The organism is Dictyobacter alpinus (genome assembly GCF_003967575.1).
GTDB classification, from domain to species: Bacteria; Chloroflexota; Ktedonobacteria; order Ktedonobacterales; family Ktedonobacteraceae; genus Dictyobacter; species Dictyobacter alpinus.
In genome coordinates, this window is sequence record NZ_BIFT01000001.1 from 4,574,523 (window position 1) to 4,593,742 (window position 19,220).

Below are 19,220 nucleotides of genomic sequence, written 5' to 3' on the forward strand. Positions count from 1 at the left end.
GAGGGCATAAACTGAATAAAAACCGAAGAGAAAACTACTCAAGATCTCGATCTGCTTATGCTAGACTGAAAAACGAGATAGCTGATATTTTTATCTCTTATTGCTACAAAGTTGTATATTTTCTCTCCAGGAAGGGGAACGTGTCATGGCAAGGAAGTTCGCAGGCCACTTGTCATCCTATGATCGCGTTGGGGGGATCTGCTGTACAGTATTGCTGTGCCTGCTGGTCTCTCTTATCGCGATCGCTTTACCGCAAAGTGGCTCACAGTTTAGCGCGCATGCCGCCGCATCGGCAGGCACGGCTCAAGTTACGGTCAACACGGCGCAGTCCGCAGGCAAATTGACGGATATAAGCCGAGGCCTCAATACGGCGGTCTGGGATGGCAATCTGCTTGATAGCGCCGCTGCTAAGGCGATTAAAAATACCAACGTACAGGTTTTACGTTATCCAGGTGGTTCAACCTCAGATGTTTATCACTGGCAGTCCAATAACACTGTGCCGAACCAGGGCTATGCTAATCCTGCCAATACCTTTGATGCCTTTATGAAGGTTGTGCAGAAAACCGGTACGCAGCCGGTGATTACGGCCAACTATGGTTCGGGTACTCCTGAAGAGGCGGCCGCATGGGTACAATATGCCAATAAAGGCGGCCATGGCTACAATGGACCGGTCCCGACCTATAGCGGAGCCTCTACAAGTGGGCATCGCTATGGTGTTAAGTATTGGGAAATCGGCAATGAGCTGTATGGCAATGGCACCTATGGGGCGACATGGGAATATGATACGCATGCCATGGGGCCCGCAACCTATGCCAGTAATGTTGTGGCCTATAGTCAGGCCATGAAAGCTGTCGATGCCGGTATTCACGTTGGTGCGGTGCTTACGGCCCCCGGCAACTGGCCGGATGGTCAGGTGAGCGCATCATCACCACAGCCATGGAATGATACCGTATTGCCAGCAGTCTGTCCTTCAGTCGATTTTGTGGTGGCCCACTGGTATCCACAGGGTCCGGGCGCGGAAACCGATGCAGGATTGCTGTCCAGCACCAGTCAGATCGCGAGCATGACCGCAACGCTGCGTGCCCAAATCAATCAGTATTGTGGCTCACGTGCCAGCCATATCCAGATTATGGTCACAGAAACAAATTCGGTCTCTTATAATCCAGGCAAGCAAACGGTTGGACTGGTCAATGCCTTGTTCCTCGCGGACAATTACATGAGCTGGCTGGAAAATGGGGTTGCTAACGTTGATTGGTGGGATTTGCATAATAGTGCAAGTGGTGGCAACAACAATAGTGCAGCTCTCTATGGCGATGCTCAAGATGGTGATTATGGTGTTCTATCCAATGGAACCTGTATCAGCGCCACTTCAAATATCTGTGAGCCGGCGGCCAATACGCCTTTTCCTGCATATTATGGCTTACAGATGCTGAGCAAGTTGGGCAGGCCAGGTGATACCATGGTCTCCGCCTCTTCAAATCAGAGCCTGGTCGCTGTACATGCGGTCAAGCAGCGTGGTGGCAAACTGGCCATATTACTGATCAACAAAGATCCAGCGAACAGTTATACCGTCTCTCTAGCGTTCAATGGTTATCATGTTTCTAAACATGCCACCATCTATACCTACGGTCAACAGAGTAGTGCCATTACCTCTCAGTCAGGATCAGCGTCCAGTGTCACGCTTGCTCCATATTCGCTGACGACGGTCGTATTACACTCTGGTGATGACGATGCTTCTACACATTAAATAGGATAACTTACGTTACTGAACGTTACTGATAATAGGTGAGAAGAGCCATGCTGCGGTTGTAGTTGCTTTACAACCATAGCATGGCTCGCTTTCTTTCTATTCGCCTTCTCCTGTGCTTGCTAACTGAGAGCTCGATGCGCGCCGACTATCAATGCCAGGCTGTGGGACCTCTTTGTTGAATATTCTGTCGAGATACGCTTCCAGGCGGGCGCTATCTTCAGCGCTGCCACGATAGGCGATATGGCCGTCTGGCCGGACCAGGAACAGGGCCGGGGTGTTGGCCTCATAGCGTTGATGCAGGCGGCGGTTGCCAGCCTCCACAATATGCACATGGATCGGGGCGGCGTAGGTGCTAACAAGTTTGCATACTTTGCTGGCTATCTCTTGCAGATTGCTAGATGCCGTGCCAGGGTCGCTGCCCGCGAAGAGGAGCAGGTGATGATCTAGTCCACCAAGCGTGCTAAAGATACTTTTTCCTGTGTCCGGTCCGATCTCATAGATGCCATAAGGGGCGCGGTCACCAGCCTGCACGCGTTTTTTTTCGGGTGCTGCCGACTGCATGACGGCTGAACTACTACGGTAGCTGGTCCAGAGCTGAGAGAGGAGCCAGAACGCCCGTTGCCTGAGTGCTGGCACACTTGACACGAAGCGGAAAAGGCGGGGTAGCCCGGATACCTTGAGTTGCTGTACAAGTGGTTGGGACATGGTCATCAATTCAAAGCCTTTGTCTGAACCATTCAAGATGGCACGGGCGAAAGGCATGCGTTCATCCTCGTAGGAGTCGAGCAGTGTTGTCTGGGCTTGTCCTTTGATGACCAATGCCAGTTTCCAGGCCAGATTATAGGCATCGCCAATACCTGTGTTCATTCCCTGTCCCCCCGCAGGACTATGAATGTGGGCCGCATCGCCAACCAGGAAGACGTTGCCGACGCGGAAGCGTTTGCTCATCCGATGGTGGATACGGTACACAGAGATCCAGTGTGCTCGCTTGATCGTAATATAGGGACCTCGGTAGGTATTGATGACCTGTTGAATCTCATCGGGGGTGAGGGTCTCCCTGTTTGTAAACTCCAGGGGAAGTGTGCTCACCACGCGGAAGCGTCGCTCTCCATGCATGGGAAAGAAGGCGAGGAAACCCAACTTTGTGAAGCCAATGGAGAGTTGGTCCTTATTCAAATCTCCTTCCAGCTCTAAGTCCGCCAGAAACAGTGCCTGTTTGTAGCTTTCCCCCTCAAAACCCAGAGAGAGCGCGTGCCGCACAGGACTATGTGCGCCGTCCGCGCCAACGATCCAGCCCGCCTCGATGATTTCCTCGCTACCATTGGTCTGACGAACGGTGGCTCGTATGCCATTTGATGTCTGTTCCAGGTTTAGTAGTTCGGTGTTCCACTCAACCCTGACTGTGGTTTTCTCTAGATTACGCTGCAGCAGATGTTCGGTCTGGTCCTGAGTATAGATCAAGGCAAAAGGATAAGGCGTACGCTCCTCCTCGCCCTGGAAAGAGAGTTTTCCAAAACGCTTGCCCCTGGCAAGGAGCTCGGCCGCTCTGAGTTTTTGCCCCTCATTAATTGCCTGCTCGGCCAGCCCCAGTTTGTCCAGTAGTTCCAGGATTCTGGCATGCATCACCAGCGCACGTGTCTCCTCGGTGGGGCCAGCCCTTTTATCTAGAATTCTAACGTTTATGTTGTGGTAGGCCAGCAGGTTCGCCATCGTCAGGCCTGTGGGTCCTGCGCCAACCACAAGCACATCGGTTGTAGATGCCATCATGTTATTCTGCCTTTCTGGTACTTTCATCTGCCGCAATTGCCTTTATATACAGGTCTACTATCTGCCGGAGTTTCTGCTCCTCGGGTGGCTGTGGCTGGCTCAAAGGTCGTAACAGGCCATCGAGCAAGGGATAGCTGAATAGCGGTCCTAAATACATACGCGTCATGACTTCTTTATCACCAGGAACCGTCAGACCACGATCCTGTGCTCGCTGGATCACGTCTCCAATCTCTTTGAGAGCCAGTTCAGGAATCGTAGAGCGCACTACCTCGATAAGCTGGGGGAAGCGGTGCGAATCGGCGATGATTGTACGCATCAGGGCCAGGTATGTTGGATTCATGGTGGCCGCGATAATCCTTTTCGCTAGCATGACAAGTGCCTCATGCAGTTCTTCAACCGTATCTGGACGTATGCTCCGTATGAAAGCAAGCACACGTGTCTCTGGTTGCTCAAGCGTCAGTCCACGTATCGCATCGACAAAAAGTTCCTCTTTACTCGGATAATAAGCGTAAAGCGTGCGCTTGGAGACACCAGCCTCGCGGGCCAGTGTGTCTGTGCTTACGGCCGAGAAGCCCTCGCGCAAAAAGACGCGCTGAGCGCCCGCCAGTACCTGCTCACGCTTTGCCCGTGACCGAGCATCCTCCTCCTTTAATTCCATCTCCATCATTACACCTTCTAAGTAAACTAAACCGTACCGTTTCATATAAAGATAATAGCATGGAAAGAACAGAATAGTCAAGGGTTTCGCCGCCTCTGGATATCATTCATTTTTTCACAAAGCCATGCGTCCCATGAAAAACACCACGTAGATGCGACCCTCAGCGGTCGCTTGCCACCCGCCGCAGCGTGGTGGCCCAGTATCTGGCCGGTTTGGCTCCCCCACCGTCGTTACCTTGCCCTGAGAGGGAGCCCCTGCGATAACGCCGGGTGGTTCTGCAAGGTGCGATCAGAGGAATGTCCCGTTTGGGCACCGCGTGAGCTAACGAGTCAGAGGAGGGCAGCGAAATCGCGGGGAGACTGGGCCACCACACTGCGGCGGGTGCAAACGACTGCTGAGAGTCGTAACTACGTGGACGTGATCATAATAAGGGAAGGGATCCTCTCTTCATATTCATAGATGTGTTTGCCCCTTGCATCCCCGCTTTCCCATCAAAGGATGTCTAACCGATTATTAGAGGACCAGGATGGATTGAATGAGGTTGACTCCGAAATGATAGCCAATCTCATGATAATCGTGGATTGACCAGAGCGCCAGTTCACAGCGTTTCCCAACTTCGATGCTACCAATCTGGTCCTGGAGGGCCAGGGCGCGGGCACCGTTGATGGTGGTGGCAGTCAAGGCTTCTTCCAGGCTCATGCCCATGGCAGACATGGCGAGGCCGAGCATCATTTGCATGTTTTCGCTGTATGAGGTGCCAGGATTATAATCGGTGGCCAGGGCGACTGTAAGTCCGTGGTCAAGCAGGCGGCGCGCGGAAGGATAGGGACTGCGCAGGGTATATGAGCAGCCGGGCAGCAAGGTAGCGATTACACCAGCCTCGCGCATTGCATCCAGGTCGGCATCGCTGGCATGATCCAGATGATCTGCAGAGACTGCCCCCAGTTCAGCGGCCAGCCGGCTACCGCCCGATGGATTGAGTTGATCGGCATGGACCTTTAGCTGATAACCCAGATCTCTGGCCCGTGTCAGGATGCGTCGGCACTCCTCCACCGAGAAGGCTTCGTTTTCACAGTAGACATCGCAGAAGCGGGCCATCTCGGCAAAGGCTGGCAACATCTCTTCGACCACCAGCTCTACATAGGCTGCGCGCTGTGTACGGTATTCAGGAGGAACACTATGGGCGCCCAAAAATGTTGGTACGACACGGATATGCTCATGGGGAAGAGAGGGATTACAGTTCAGACTGTTGATGATCTGCAAACAACGCTCTTCGACTTCCATGTTCAGTCCATAGCCAGTTTTGATCTCAACGGTGGTCGTGCCGTGGGCGCGTACAGACGCCAGCCGTTCGACCGCCAGGTCCAGCAACACCTCCTGGCTGGCATTGCGCGTAGCATTCATAGTCGTCAAAATACCGCGCCCCTGCCGCAATAGCTCACCATAGCTCATGCCCTGGCGGCGCAGATGGAACTCTTCGGCCCGATCGCCCGCAAAGACCAGATGCGTATGCGAGTCTACAAAGCCTGGTGTGACCACACACCCATAAGCATCTACAATATTCACCGTTTGCTGTTCAGAACAGGCCAGCAGTTCATCAATTTCATGATCCGGCCCGATCCAGCTGATCGCGCCCTCATTATCGACTATGATGGCCGCGTTCGTATACACCTGTAATGAGCCACTGGCCCCCACAATAGGAGCCTGAGCTATGCTAACCAATTGCCCAATATTGCGTACGATAGCTCTGGCTTGTAACTGCTGTTTTTCCACTTATATCCCCCTCAATAGCGTAGCGGCAGGGCTCGTCCCTGCGACCGGTACACGTCTGATATGCTGCTCGATCACGTATTCTTGAGGTTGGCAGATCTGAGTGCGTCCAGCCGATAACTTGTCCCAGGTCGTACGTTGGACCGGTCGCAGGGACGAGCCCTGCCGTTACACTGAGATGATTGCCAGCCTGTCTTTTTTATTCGATTGCGGCTATCTGGCCGGATTGAATGAGTTGGACGAGTGCCTCGATGTCGTGGGAGAGCACGCGGTCCTTTGTCAGGGTTTCGACATGGATGCGCACCAGTTGTCTGGCCTGCTGGACTCCTGTTCCGGGTAGGAGTGGGAGCCGGAAGTCGAGGAGCTGGGCTGCGCAGAGGAGTTCGATCGCGAGTACTTGTTGGGTCTGTTCGATGACGCGACGTAGCTTGTGGGCGCTGGTCACTCCCATGCTGACAAAGTCTTCCATGCCGGCTGAGGTCGGAATCGAGTCGATACTGGCAGGATGGGCCATGACCTTGATTTCGTTGACCAGCGAGGCGGCCACATACTGGGCGATCATCAGGCCTGAGTGCAGGCCGGGATGTGGCGTGAGGAAGAGGGTGGTTTCAGAGCCTTTTTCTTCCCAGTCGTGTGGACCAATGACGTTGTAGACGCGGCGTTCGGAGAAGCTGGCTAACTGGGCCAGCGCGATGGCCAGCATGTCCAGTGCCAGGGCCAGTGGTTGCCCATGGAAGTTGCCGCCGCTGAGTACGTCGCCTTCGTCAGGAAAAATAAGTGGATTATCGGTGACGGCATGTAGCTCGCGCTCAAAAATAGTGGCACAGTACTCGACGGCGTCGCGTACAGCCCCGATGACCTGTGGGGCACAGCGTAGCGTATAGGGATCTTGCACGCGTGCGCAGTTTTGGTGGCTGGCATTCAGCGCGCTCTCTCGTAGCAGGTGGCGCAGCCGGGTCGCGCTGACGATCTGCCCTACCTGTCCCCGGCGCTCGTGGATACGTGCGTCCAGTGGGACATGGCTGCCCAGGAGTCCTTCCAGGCTCATGGCACAGGCGACCTCGGCGCTACGCACCGCGACCTGCGCATCAACGATGGCCAGGACCGCGATTGCCTCCATCAAATGTGTGCCATTGATCAGCGCCAGACCTTCTTTTGTGTGCAGGCTGACCGGCTTGATTCCTGCTTGCTGGAGGGCCTGCTCACCACTGAGCTTGTTTCCTTGATAGATAGCTTCTCCCTCGCCAATCAGGGTCAGGGCGAGATGTGATAATGGAGCCAGGTCGCCACTGGCCCCGACCGAGCCGCGTGATGGGATCAGCGGACAGATGCCTGCGTTAAGCATCTCTGCCAGTGTCAAAACGATTTCGGCATGTACGCCGGAATGGCCACGGGCCAGGCTGGCGGCCAGCAGGACCATCATGGCACGTGTCACCTCTTCTGTAAGTGGTTCGCCGACGCCAGCGGCATGGCTGCGGATCAGGTTGTATTGTAGCTCAACCTGTTGATCGGAGGAGATACGCATCTTGCTCAGGTGTCCAAAGCCTGTGGTGATGCCATAGACCTTCTTACTATCGTCCACAGCCAGGCGATCAATAACCATGCGCGCAGCCCTGATCTTCTCCAGTGCCTTGTTGCTGATAGTGACTGGAGCATGCTGTCTGGCGACCGCCACAATATCGGCAAAGCTCAATGCCTGTCCACTGATAATGACCTGAGTTGGAATCTCTGAAAGATAATCTACGCTCAATGTAACCATATCCTTTCTGACACCTTCGTGCTAGAAGCACACCAGGGGCACCATAACTGGTAGCCCCTTAACGATGAGTAATCGCCACTGACCGGAAGATTATCCTTGCATGGGGATCTTCACATTATATTGTTGCGCGTGTGTCAATGCTTCTTCATAACCCGCATCGACGTGTCGAATGACACCCATACCGGGATCATTGCTGAGGACACGGGCGAGCCGTTCCGCCGCCTCTGGTGTACCATCCGCTACAGTGACCTGTCCGGCATGCATTGAGTAGCCGATTCCGACGCCACCGCCATGGTGTAGCGAGACCCAGGTGGCGCCAGATGCGGTATTGACCAGGGCATTGAGCAGCGGCCAGTCCGCGATGGCATCACTACCATCCTTCATGCCTTCGGTTTCGCGATAGGGAGAAGCGACCGAGCCACTATCCAGGTGATCCCGTCCAATCACGATGGGTGCCTTGACGATGCCTTTGGCCACCAGTTCATTAAAGGCCAATCCTGCCTTATCCCGTTCACCATATCCCAGCCAGCAGATGCGGGCGGGGAGACCCTGGAACTGCACCTTCTGGCGCGCCAGGGTCAGCCAGCGCTTGAGATGCTGGTCTTCTGGAAATAGTTCTAGTAGCGCTTCATCGGTGCGATAGATATCTTCTGGATCACCGGAGAGCGCGACCCAGCGGAATGGACCTTTGCCACGACAGAAGAGCGAGCGAATATAGGCTGGCACAAAGCCCGGGAAGTCAAGGGCATGCGTTTCACCGGCCTCCAGTGCCTGACCACGCAGGTTATTACCATAGTCGAACACAATAGAGCCGCGCTTCTGTAAGTCCAGCATGGCGCGTACATGTGTCACCATCGATGCTTTAGCACGCTGAATATAGTCCTGTGGATCCTGTTTGCGTAGTTGCTCGGCCGCTTCCAGTGTGAGTCCAGCCGGAATATAGCCATTGAGGGCATCATGGGCCGAGGTTTGATCGGTTACCATATCTGGAATAATATTGCGCCGTACCAGTTCAGGATAGATCTCGGCGGCATTGCCGATCAGGCCGATGGAGAGTGGCTGGCCCTGTGCGCAGGCTTCACGTACCTGTGCCAGTGCCTCATCCAGTGTGTAGGCGATCTTATCACAATAGCCGGTGGCGACGCGGCGCTGGATATGCGACTCATCAACTTCTACGGCCAGGCAGACGCCTTCGTTCATGGTCACGGCTAGTGGCTGGGCACCACCCATACCGCCCAGGCCAGCGGTCAATACAAATTTACCTTTCAAGGTCGTCCCAAAATGCTGGCGGGCCGCCTCCGCAAAGGTCTCGAAGGTTCCCTGTAAGATGCCCTGTGAACCAATATAGATCCAGGAGCCAGCGGTCATCTGCCCATACATTGTCAGGCCCAGTGCTTCCAGGCGCCGAAACTCATCCCAGTTGGCCCAGTGCGGCACCAGATTGGAGTTCGCGATCAGTACACGTGGCGCATTGGCATGGGTACGCATAATCCCAACCGGCTTGCCTGATTGTACCAGTAGCGTCTCATCGCCCTCCAACTGTTGTAAAGAGCGTACAATCGCCTCATAGGCCTCCCAGGAGCGAGCGGCCCGGCCAGAACCACCATAGACCACCAGATCCTCCGGCCGCTCAGCCACATCGGGGTCCAGGTTATTCATCAACATACGCATAGCCGCCTCTTGCGGCCAGCCCTTACAACTGATGGTCGTCCCGCGCGGTGCGCGAATCTGTGTTCTCTGTTGCATATTCCAAATTCCTTTCGTTGGTGAAATATCTGTATTCAGGCCGACCAGACCTTCTGGCCCTGGACCCATGTGTGCTTGATGACCTGACTTGCAGAGGCACCGAAGCAGAGGACATCTAATAAATCTTCAGGCGTCCAACCAGCCAGCGCGGGTGCCTTGAGATCAAGCGCGATAAAATCGGCGGCCAGACCGGGAGTGATCAGGCCGGTTGGTAATCCCAGGGCCTGAGCACCGGATTGCGTGCCATACGAAAAAAGCAAAGGACCAGGCGAACCCAGATCATCAGGGATCAGCACGCGTCGGCGCTGGTAGCGCATCCGAGCGGAATATTCGGCCCAGCGTAACTCTTCAAAAGGATCCAGGCGTGTATTGCTATCCGAGCCGATCGTGAGGGGGATGTTTGCCTTGATCAGTTCGGCATAGGGAGCGATACCATCACCCAGATCGCCTTCAGTGGTAGGACAGACACAGACGCTGGCGCCGGCCTGTGCCAGCAGTGCGATCTCTTGCTCATTGGCATGCGTGGCATGCACTACCGTTGTCAGGGGACCGAGAGCCGCGCTGCGCTGTAGCAACTCAATTGGCGTACAATGCTCGGCTGCCAGGCATTGCTCGATCTCGGCTCGCTGTTCATCTGCATGGATATGAAATGGGATGTGGTGTTGTCGGCTATAATCCGCAATGGCCTCAAGCCAGTCAGCAGGCACGGCACGCACAGAATGGGGAGCTACTCCGAAGGGAATGCCGTTGACACGCAGTGCCTCGGCGCGTTCAAGATAAGCACCAAGCGAGCGATCACAGAAGCGGCGTTGTTCGGGGGAGGGAGGTTGTTTAAAGTTGCCCTGCGCATAGGCCGTCAACAACAAGACCACACGGATACCCGCGTCCCGGCCGGCCTGGACGACCGCTTCCGCCAGGATATTGGGCTGCTCATAAGGCTGACCGTCGGGCTGATGATGGATATAGTGGAACTCGCCAACGCTCGTATAGCCGGCGGCGAGCATCTCGCGATAAACCTGCCGGCTCTGCTCATAGATCAGCTCTGGATTCAGGCGCCCGGCCTCTGCATACATTGCGTTGCGCCAGGTCCAGAATGTATCGTGGTTGGACAGTCGACGCTGTGTATGTCCACGCAATGCCCTTTGAAAGGCATGGCTATGCGTATTCACAAAGCCGGGCAGCAGCACCATATCAGGTAGCGCCTCCGTCACCTCCACGCCGTTCTCGCGCTCAGTGACCGCCAGGATCACACCTTCATCGGAGATCTGCACAACCTGGTTGCGCAACAAACCTTGAGGCGTATAGATATAATCAGGGGCCAGAACCTTCATACAACAACTCCATGTGAGAATAGTGCCGTTGCCCACTTAAAAATTTCACTCAGTGAAAGTAAATATCATATAATGAAAATGTACCTGAAAAGAAAGCCCCTGTCAAGGCGGCGTATAGCGTGGGAATATAGCTCACTGGTGGGGAGGATGGCTTCCTTGACGCTGAACGAGGATATATGCTATATTGCCGGGGCTAAGATTTTCTTTTCACTGAGTGAAAATCGTGATATGGTACATGTCTATGTCTACTACAAGCAGACATGGTGTAATCTGCCGCAGGCATCCTCTGCTTGCGTAATGAACAAGGAGCGCACATTGAAAGAAGCTCTGGACATGACCCAGGCCGTAGGTCCGGTCGAAAGAGTTCTGCATCTCCTGATCTGTTTTCAAACGCATGGTGATGGCATATCCCTGACCGAACTGGCGAAGATGACAAATTTGTCGCCGGCGACCGCGACGCGACTGCTGAGGGTTCTGGAGCGCTATGAGTTTATTCGACGTGGACCTGATCGCCTTTATCGTCTGGGCCCGCAGGTCATGCAGCTAGGCCTGACCGCGCTACAGGAGATGTCGCTGTACGAAATTGCCCGTCCATATCTGCGTCAACTGGCTGAAGAGAGCGGCGAAAACGCCCATCTCGGTATCTTGCTGGGAGAGAGTAGTGTGCTCTATGTAGATCAGGTGTCCAGCCGCCAGGCGGTCCAGGCCGGTGTGTGGATCGGTCGCACTGTGCCGGTCAGCAATACCGCCATTGGGGCTGCCATCCAGGGTCGTGTTGAGCGCGCCGGATATGTTGCCCGTCGTGATGCCGTTGAACCTGATGTCTCATCGGCTGCCGCCCCCATTTACGATCAGACTAATACGATCGTTGGAGCTATTAACATTATTGGTCCTACCTATCGTATTTCAGACGAACAACTCGCCCATCTGGGTAGCCTTGTCGCCGACCACGCTCACCAGATCTCCCTTGCCCTCGGCGCTCCCATCAACCCGTAATCGATGCCACACATACGAGAACATCAATCAAGGTACTGCTCGCAGCACGCGAGGATGATAACTCATCCTCGCGAACCGGTCACAAAAAGCCGCTTACTAGTCGTCCTTCTTTGAAGAAAAACCGGGAAGTAGCTGTGTATTCTCTATACGTACTGCTTGCAATGATCGTGGGTTCAGATCTAAGATCTGTAAGATGCTGGGGGCGATCTGTGTGGTGGAGACTGGGGTATAGACAGATGTCGCCTTTAATTTAGGATTGGCAACCAGCAGAGCAACATGTGTATCATCATCACTGAAGCCACCGTGCTCGGCAATTTTTGTTGCCGTAGGTTTTGTATAGATCACACCCTGATTGGGCAGAACCACAACATCAGGTGTGCGTGAGTCATGCAGCGGATCGTTGTAGAACTGTTTGAGTTGATCACCGCTGATAATCTGACCAATATTGGCTTGAGCCGCATTGGCACTCAACTTTGCCACGACCGCATTGGTCTTGCTAGAGTCTGTCAGCCAGATCAGGCTCACGTCATCCTGTGTTGCCTGTGCCAGCAATCCAGGCTGTACACTGTTTACCAGATAATGAGTCTGATGGTTTAGAGGTGGATGTATTTGTGTAGGTAACTCCCATCTTCGACAATTTTGCCAGGGCCGAAGTGGGATTTAGACGGACGTAGCGTGCCAGATCTTGTGCATGAAATCCATCAATGCTTAACAGCAGAACATGATGTTTGTTGTTATGGTCATCATTAGAAGATGCTCGTACATTGTTTTGGATAAAAGGAATGCTGGTCAAACTGATTGCAAGCACGGTTGCCACAATCAATGCTATTCCCCAATACTTTTTCATAGTGCTCCCTTTTGTAGAAACTACAGATAGATATAAGAGATAGGGTGCAATCTATCCACCTCATAAGCGCTTACTCCATGTTGCCAAATGGCTCTTCATATGAAGAAAAGTATTATCTAACCATTTTACATGCTAAGTGCACTATACGTAAGCATAGAACCTATATATTAATAATCATGGATAAAAATATTAAATAATTGTTAAATAACGCCATGTGCAATTTTTATCCCTCCACCTCGTGCCTATGGCTCTCGCTTCTTTTGAGGAGGAACATGGCGAGGCGGTCGCGACCGCCTCGCCATGTTCCTCCTCAAAAGAGTGGGTATGTGGAAAAATTGCACATGGCGTTAAATAGGGAAAATCGAAAGTGATCCAGGGGAGCGTTTCAGGTGATTGGCTTCAGAATCATTTGATAGTGTGTGGACACGCATTGCAACAATAAACGAGAAACGCAGCAATGTTCTACATGATCAGTGGGAACTTTTTTCCTGGTAACCACGTCATGTAAATGTTCGCAATTATTTGCAGCTTACCTGCGAAGTATATGAAGAAGCGTTCATTGTAGTACTAGTTGCGTATCGGTAACGTAGAAAAAAGACACCATGCCTGGCAGAACATGAGGAAAAATAATGAAGAAGAAACATCTTTCCCCGTTACGTTTTGTTTCGTTGCTGTATCTCGTGCTCATGTGCACAATTGGCCTGACCGCTTGTATGAATAAAGACGATACAACGACCTCATCGACAGCAGCAGCAAAGCCTTCGCCGACAGCACAACCTTCGCCGACAGCACAACCTTCTACCACAGGTGGTCCTATGTCGAGGATCATTGCATGCGGCAATATCACTAAAGCTGAAAGTGCCAAAGGTCCAACGACGGGTGATCCAGCTAAAGCCGGGGATTGTTTCTGGAATGCCTATCAACAATGTCAACCGGCCGTTCTTGACTATGTATTGACCAGTGTTGATACCGTAAAGACCCACACCTTTCGGGTACAAAAAGGCGCGTCCGGATGTCAGGTTACCGAAAGAATGCAAACACGTGTCATACCACGTCCCGCGAAAGTAAATGCAGTGTATATCTGCGCCTCATTTACCAAAACGCAAAATATGTTGAACGCGTTTAACTGTCAGGCTGATGGGACAATTTCCATCTTAACAGCCAAAAGCAAAAGCTAAGCGACTGACTTTGCAGAAGAAAATAGCGAGGCGATCATGGCCGCCTCGCTATTTTCTTGTCACAAAAAAATTCAGCACCTGAAAAAGCTATATATATTAATAAATCTAAGTATAAACAGCCACTGGTAGAGATATTTTATTTATGGCAAAATAATTGTAGATGGAATTTATCATGAGCATTGATGCTTGGACCAACAAAGGAGGTTATTTTGCATACATCGTTGGTGAAGGTACAGGCTATCCTCTCCACGACTCCTGAGCGCTGGCAGAAGTTGGTTAGCACTCTTCCTACTGAGCTATTAACACGTGCACCTGCCGCAGGAGAGTGGTCGGCGCTCAACTGTTTACAGCATTTAGTTGACGCGGAACGCATGCTCTTTCCTGTCCGCTGCCGTGCCTTGCTGGTGGGACAGAATTTTAGCGATTTCGATCCGCAGCAGCAGCATGCAGAGACCGTTTCCCAGACTCCTGAACAACTTGCCGCTACGTTTGCGCGTGATCGTCAAGAGAGTCTGGTCCTGCTCCGAGACATAAAGGATGATGATCTGGAACGGAGCACACAACATCCAAACTTTGGCACCGTACATCTGGGCGAACTCCTGCATACATGGGCCGCTCACGACTTGAATCACACCATCCAGGCCGAACGAGCACTCATGCAACCATTCATGCAGGCCAGTGGTCCCTGGCGCACCTTCTTCCGAGACCACGAACTGGAAGCGCCAAAGCCATAAGTAACGGCAGGTCTTGCACCTGCCACCTGTTCACGTAAAAAATATCCCTTAAACACGTGTTCGTTTTGAAGCGAGCCTACCCGGGCGCGTCTGGCCTCTGGCTTGTGCCTGGTCAGACGTTGAACAGTCGCAGGGACAAGCCCCAATACTTTTCGGTTAGCCCAGTTCCATGGCGTGGCGTCGTGTACGTCGAGTAGGGGCATGAGCCAGTGTTGCGTACGCCGAGTGGGCGCCACACGCAAGGCCGCACTGCTGGGTTGACGTGGGCCGAGGTGCGAGAACGACTCGCAGTGCTGTGGCGCCTACACCAATCTCGTTGGATGTGGCCTGATCATGTGGGAACGTGTGTGAGGCAAGATCCTATGATCGCACGCCACACCATTGCGGAGCGACCATGCCTGAAGAAACAAGAGTGGTGTAGGCGCCACAGGCATGCGATGCTTTTTTAACACGTATCGCCGTTGATAAAGTAGCATGCCGGCCTTGCGTGTGGCGCCCACTCGACGTACGTCACGCCGGCTTCTCACTCCTCGATGGACGATTCGCTGCTTTTCACGCCGTTTTCGTGGTCCCCAACGTGCTTAACTGAAAAGTATTGGGGACAAGCCCTGCCGGTACGTGGGGAGACGTGTTAATAGCAGCGAGCACCTCAGCCAGAGGTTAAGATGGTGATATTTACTTTTATCTTCATCTCCTGGTCGTTTTTGTTGTCTCCTGCGAACCAGATATATCAGGTGTAAACGTAGGTGGGATGGGCGTTCATCCACTATAAATATCTGTCAAGCATAAAGATAAATTGGTCAGACCTTAGCGGATCTGGCTTTTTTTGCGGCTTTAAAAGCATATTCTATACTATTTTATGCCATAAAAGATGCAAGGATGTCATAGTTATATAGTCCTGTATTTTGGTAGGTCATTTGACTCATTATCAGGTTATTGATTAAAGTTGGTAAATGTAAATACTAACTAGTGTCATTTGTCGTATGTTGTATTTCTTTGCATTCAGATTACTGAGAGGTTGAAGTGAATAGTCAACTGAATGTGAATAAGTAGCATCTAACTGTGTAGGATTGAAGGTAATTCGTATGATGTTTAGAGATCGTAATCGTAAAGTCACTACTGAAGCTCAACATAGTGCTGTTCCAGCAGAGAAAACAGGAGGGGATGAGAGCTTGCTAGTTGAGCAACTATCATTCCCTGATACTGATGCCGCGCTGGCCGTTCCTGCTAAGGCGAAACCAGCCTCTGTTTCTACTGCTCTAGACTCTTCGAAGATGCCGAGTACGACACAGCACAAGCTTACGACAACTTCGGTACGCATGCCAGTCGTTATTCCTGGCAATGGAAAAAAGAGTTCAGGTGCGATGCGCCCACCAAAGGGACGAAGTGCAGTTATTTATGCTGGCTCTGCACTGATCCTCATTGTTGTGGCCGTTGGAGCCTTATTCGCCCTGCTTCCGAATGGAAATAGCCAGGCATTTCGCATGAATTCGCCCTTTCAGCCGGCGGTGAGTGGGGGGACTTCAAAGATAAACAATACAGCCTTGATCGCGGCACAGTCTGCGACCGCAACGGCCGTGACCCAGGATGGATTTGATCCAGGTAATGTGTCCTACGCTGGTGTGGTGCAGACCAAGATTCCGATCGAGCCGGCTCCCGCTCCAACACAAGCGCCGGTACAGCCAGCACCAGTACAGTCGGCCCCCGCTCCAGTTGTGACGAACGTTCCGGGAAATGTTGATAGTTCGGCTCGCTTCTTTACCGGCCAATGTACCTCATGGGCGAATATCCACTATCATGGATTAAGCGGATGGTGGGTCCCCTGGTTAGGAAACGCCAATGCATGGGCAGGTGGAGCCGCGTCTTCAGGTTGGGTCACTTCTGCTGAACCTAATCCAAATGGACCTTCAATTATTGTGTTGCAAGCCTATACACAGGGTGCCGGCGCCTATGGGCATGTCGGCGTTGTCGAGTCAGGTGTGAGCGCGGCCAATGCGAATGCCAATGGTGTAAGTGTCAGCAATATGAACTGGAATGGCGGTTGGAACCAGGTAAGTTACTGGACATTTCATCCCGGTGCCGGCGTTACTTTTGTCTGGCATCCATAAAGCTCATGAAAGATATTTTTCTGAAGCTGGAATACAGGTAGTACTTAAGCATCTACGAGATCACTAAAAAGGGCCCTGAAGAACGTAAAATGGTTGATTTGACTCCATTCGATGTATCTTCAGGGCCCTTTTTCTTTGCTGATTATTATCCATGTGCTAGCTGTCTGGCTGCTCCCTGGCTGCCTGTAAGATTTCATGTAAGCGGCATGGATGTAGAGGCATCTCGCGGATGCGTATCTGCCATGGTGAGAGCGCGTCATCGAGGGCTGAGGCAAAGAGGGCGGCAACAGGAATAGTACCGGCTTCACCGACTCCCTTCATGCCTAGCGGATTGAGGGGCGATGGTGTCTCGATATGCTCGACGGTGATGTGGGGGATCTCAACAGCGGTTGGGAGCAGATAATCCATGAAGGTTGAGCTGAGCAACTGCGCTGTCTCGTCAAAGACTAAGCGTTCATAAAAGGCACCGCCGATGCCTTGTGCCACACCACCATGGACCTGTCCTTCGACGACCAGTGGATTGATCAGTCGTCCGCAGTCGTGGACCGCGACATACTTTATGAACGAGACCATTCCGGTGGGCAGATCAACCTCAATGATCGCTCCATGCACACCGCTGGCAAAGCTTCCATGGGCTGGACTGTAAAATCCATCGGCCTCCAGTCCAGGGGCACCACGTTCCGGTGGGAGGGCTGGCCCTGGTCGAGCGGCAGCCAGGTTCATGGCGGCCAGCGTACGCGCGCTTTCACCGTATGTGTAGCGCAAAGGATTCGCTTTAATCGCCATCTGTCCCAATGTCAGCGAGCGCTGAGGGGCTCCCCTGACAAACACTTTGCCTTTAGCCAGCTCTATATCAGCGGCTGAGGCTTCAAACAGCTCTGCGGCCAGCGCCTTTACTTTTTCACGCACTTTGACGGCGGCCAGATGTACCGCTGAACCAGCCACCGTTCCGGCACGACTGGCAAAGGTGCCTACACCCCAGTTGAAGGCCTGCGTGTCTCCGGCTGTTACCAGCACAGCCTGTGGCTCAATCCCGAGCTGGTCGGCCACAATCTGCGCGAAAACCGTCTGGTGGGACTGTCCCTGTGACGTCACTCCAGTAGCAACCAGGACACGACCATCGGGCTCGACACGCACACGGGCTCCCTCGTAAGGACCAATCGATGTTCCTTCAACGTAATAGGCTATACCAATTCCAAGGTAGCGTCCCTGCAAGCGAGCCTGTGCCTGTCGCGTTGCAAAGCTGCCATAATCAAGGGCCAGCTTGAGTTTATCCAGGGCCGCCTGGTAGTTTCCACTATCATAGCGTGTAGGTCCGCCATCCTGGTAAACCAGCCCAACGTCCCAGGGAAACTCATCGGGGCGAATAAAGTTGCGTGCGCGTACCTCCAGGCGATCCAGCTGCAATTCAAGGGCGATACGATCCATGATACGCTCCATCACAAAAACAGCCTGTGGGCGACCGGCGCCGCGATATGGGCTGACCGGAACTTTGTTGGTATAGACGACCCGGCAGTCGCTGGCATAGTGCTTGAGGCGATAGGGACCTGGCAAAGAGCAAGCAGTAATAACGGGCACAATAATGCCGTAAGGAATATAGGCACCCGTATCGTGTAGAAATATGTCGCGTACCGCCAGCAATAATCCCTGCTCATCAAAAGCGTATTCCACCTCGTGTCGTTGACCACGTTCCTGGTTGGTCGAGATAAAGTTCTCCCGCCGATCCTCAATCCACTTGACGGGCCGCCCCAGGCGCATGGTAGCAAATGGAGCCAGGATCTCCTCGGGATAGAAGAGCATGATTTTCGCGCCAAACCCACCACCAACATCGGGGGCAATCACGCGTACTTTGTGTTCTGGCAGATGGAAAATTGCGGACAGGCCATTGCGAATAGGAATGGGGGCCTGCGTGGATATCCAGCAGGTAAGCATCTGCTCATACTGGTCCCAGCGTGCCACGATGCCACGACACTCCATTGGCATGGCCGCGCCCCGCTCTATCTGGAATGTCTCGCGGATGACATGGGGAGCATTGGCCAGCACTTCATCAGGCTTGCCCACGCTTTGTACCAGGTGGGCCGCGATATTACCCTGAACACCTTCGTGCACAAGTGGAGCATCAGGAGCCGAGGCTATTGTCAGACTATGAACCACCGGCAACGGTTCGTACTCTATGTCGATCAACTCCAGTGCATCCTCGGCAAGATAGCGGCTATCCGCCACAATAAAAGCTATGGCTTCTCCCACATAGCGTACCTCGTGAAGGGCCAGCGGAAGCTGTGTCCTGGGCTGCGTTAATGCTTGATGTGGTATCAGCAGCGGCGATGGTTCCAGTACATCACCCAGATCAGCCGCGGTCAGCACCAGATGTACACCCGGCAAACTGCTGGCCGCCTGCGTGTCGATACGCGCAATCCTGGCGTGCGCATAAGGACTACGTAACACTGCCGCATGCAGCATCTCCGGCAAGTCAATATCATCGACATAGACGCCCTGCCCACGGAGAAGCCGGGGATCCTCATTACGCTGAACAGGAGCGCCAAACCAACGTGTAGCCATGTTTCCCTTGCCTTTCA

At 53.1% G+C, this 19,220-nt stretch carries 14 protein-coding genes; 5 read left to right on the plus strand and 9 right to left on the minus strand.

The features are described 5' to 3' along the window. Nucleotides 1-145 precede the first annotated feature (145 nt). The gene (locus EL633_RS18135) at nucleotides 146-1,747 is read left to right on the plus strand and encodes a cellulose-binding protein (RefSeq protein WP_126628535.1); all 1,602 of its coding nucleotides are present in this window, start codon (nucleotides 146-148) and stop codon (nucleotides 1,745-1,747) included. Between the two features lie 99 nt (nucleotides 1,748-1,846). On the opposite strand, the gene EL633_RS18140 is transcribed toward EL633_RS18135, so the two are convergent. From EL633_RS18140 to EL633_RS18165, 6 genes are all read right to left on the minus strand, one after another. After that, nucleotides 1,847-3,517 carry an FAD-dependent monooxygenase gene (locus EL633_RS18140; RefSeq protein ID WP_161982227.1) on the minus strand — a complete coding sequence of 557 codons (1,671 nt, stop codon included), beginning with the start codon at nucleotides 3,515-3,517 and terminating at the stop codon, nucleotides 1,847-1,849. Nucleotide 3,518: 1 nt separating this feature from the next. Next, nucleotides 3,519-4,175: a TetR/AcrR family transcriptional regulator gene (locus EL633_RS18145; RefSeq protein WP_218027515.1), complete on the minus strand. Its 657-nt coding sequence runs from the start codon at nucleotides 4,173-4,175 to the stop codon at nucleotides 3,519-3,521. 513 nt (nucleotides 4,176-4,688) lie between these two features. Next, a complete protein-coding gene (gene hutI, locus EL633_RS18150) occupies nucleotides 4,689-5,948 on the minus strand; it encodes an imidazolonepropionase (protein ID WP_126628538.1) in 1,260 nt (419 codons plus the stop codon). 196 nt (nucleotides 5,949-6,144) lie between these two features. Then, entirely contained in the window at nucleotides 6,145-7,704 is a 1,560-nt protein-coding gene (hutH, locus tag EL633_RS18155; protein ID WP_126628539.1) for a histidine ammonia-lyase, read from the minus strand. Between the two features lie 90 nt (nucleotides 7,705-7,794). Continuing rightward, nucleotides 7,795-9,450, minus strand: a complete 1,656-nt coding sequence (gene hutU / locus EL633_RS18160) for a urocanate hydratase (RefSeq protein ID WP_126628540.1) — start codon at nucleotides 9,448-9,450, stop codon at nucleotides 7,795-7,797. Between the two features lie 35 nt (nucleotides 9,451-9,485). Then, nucleotides 9,486-10,781, minus strand: a complete 1,296-nt coding sequence (locus EL633_RS18165) for a formimidoylglutamate deiminase (protein ID WP_126628541.1) — start codon at nucleotides 10,779-10,781, stop codon at nucleotides 9,486-9,488. Nucleotides 10,782-11,096: 315 nt separating this feature from the next. On the opposite strand from EL633_RS18165, the gene EL633_RS18170 reads away from it, so the two are divergent. Further along, complete coding sequence (locus EL633_RS18170) at nucleotides 11,097-11,777, plus strand: IclR family transcriptional regulator (RefSeq protein WP_161982228.1); 681 nt, start codon at nucleotides 11,097-11,099, stop codon at nucleotides 11,775-11,777. Nucleotides 11,778-11,873: 96 nt separating this feature from the next. Here EL633_RS18170 and EL633_RS18175 read toward each other — a convergent pair whose 3' ends face one another. Continuing rightward, the gene (locus EL633_RS18175; RefSeq protein ID WP_126628543.1) at nucleotides 11,874-12,302 is read right to left on the minus strand and encodes a hypothetical protein; all 429 of its coding nucleotides are present in this window, start codon (nucleotides 12,300-12,302) and stop codon (nucleotides 11,874-11,876) included. Between the two features lies 1 nt (nucleotide 12,303). Continuing rightward, on the minus strand, nucleotides 12,304-12,624 hold the full coding sequence (locus EL633_RS18180; RefSeq protein WP_126628544.1) for an alkaline phosphatase family protein: 321 nt from the start codon (nucleotides 12,622-12,624) through the stop codon (nucleotides 12,304-12,306). Between the two features lie 629 nt (nucleotides 12,625-13,253). On the opposite strand from EL633_RS18180, the gene EL633_RS18185 reads away from it, so the two are divergent. The 3 genes from EL633_RS18185 (at nucleotide 13,254) to EL633_RS18195 (ending at nucleotide 16,644) form a co-directional block, all read left to right on the plus strand. Further along, entirely contained in the window at nucleotides 13,254-13,802 is a 549-nt protein-coding gene (locus EL633_RS18185; RefSeq protein WP_126628545.1) for a hypothetical protein, read from the plus strand. Between the two features lie 209 nt (nucleotides 13,803-14,011). After that, the gene (locus tag EL633_RS18190; RefSeq protein ID WP_161982229.1) at nucleotides 14,012-14,536 is read left to right on the plus strand and encodes a DinB family protein; all 525 of its coding nucleotides are present in this window, start codon (nucleotides 14,012-14,014) and stop codon (nucleotides 14,534-14,536) included. Nucleotides 14,537-15,621: 1,085 nt separating this feature from the next. Further along, nucleotides 15,622-16,644: a CHAP domain-containing protein gene (locus tag EL633_RS18195; protein ID WP_126628547.1), complete on the plus strand. Its 1,023-nt coding sequence runs from the start codon at nucleotides 15,622-15,624 to the stop codon at nucleotides 16,642-16,644. A 156-nt stretch (nucleotides 16,645-16,800) separates the two neighbouring features. Here the strand turns inward: EL633_RS18195 and cutA are convergent, their stop codons facing one another. Further along, on the minus strand, nucleotides 16,801-19,203 hold the full coding sequence (gene cutA / locus EL633_RS18200; protein WP_126628548.1) for an aerobic carbon-monoxide dehydrogenase large subunit: 2,403 nt from the start codon (nucleotides 19,201-19,203) through the stop codon (nucleotides 16,801-16,803). Nucleotides 19,204-19,220: the final 17 nt, after the last annotated feature.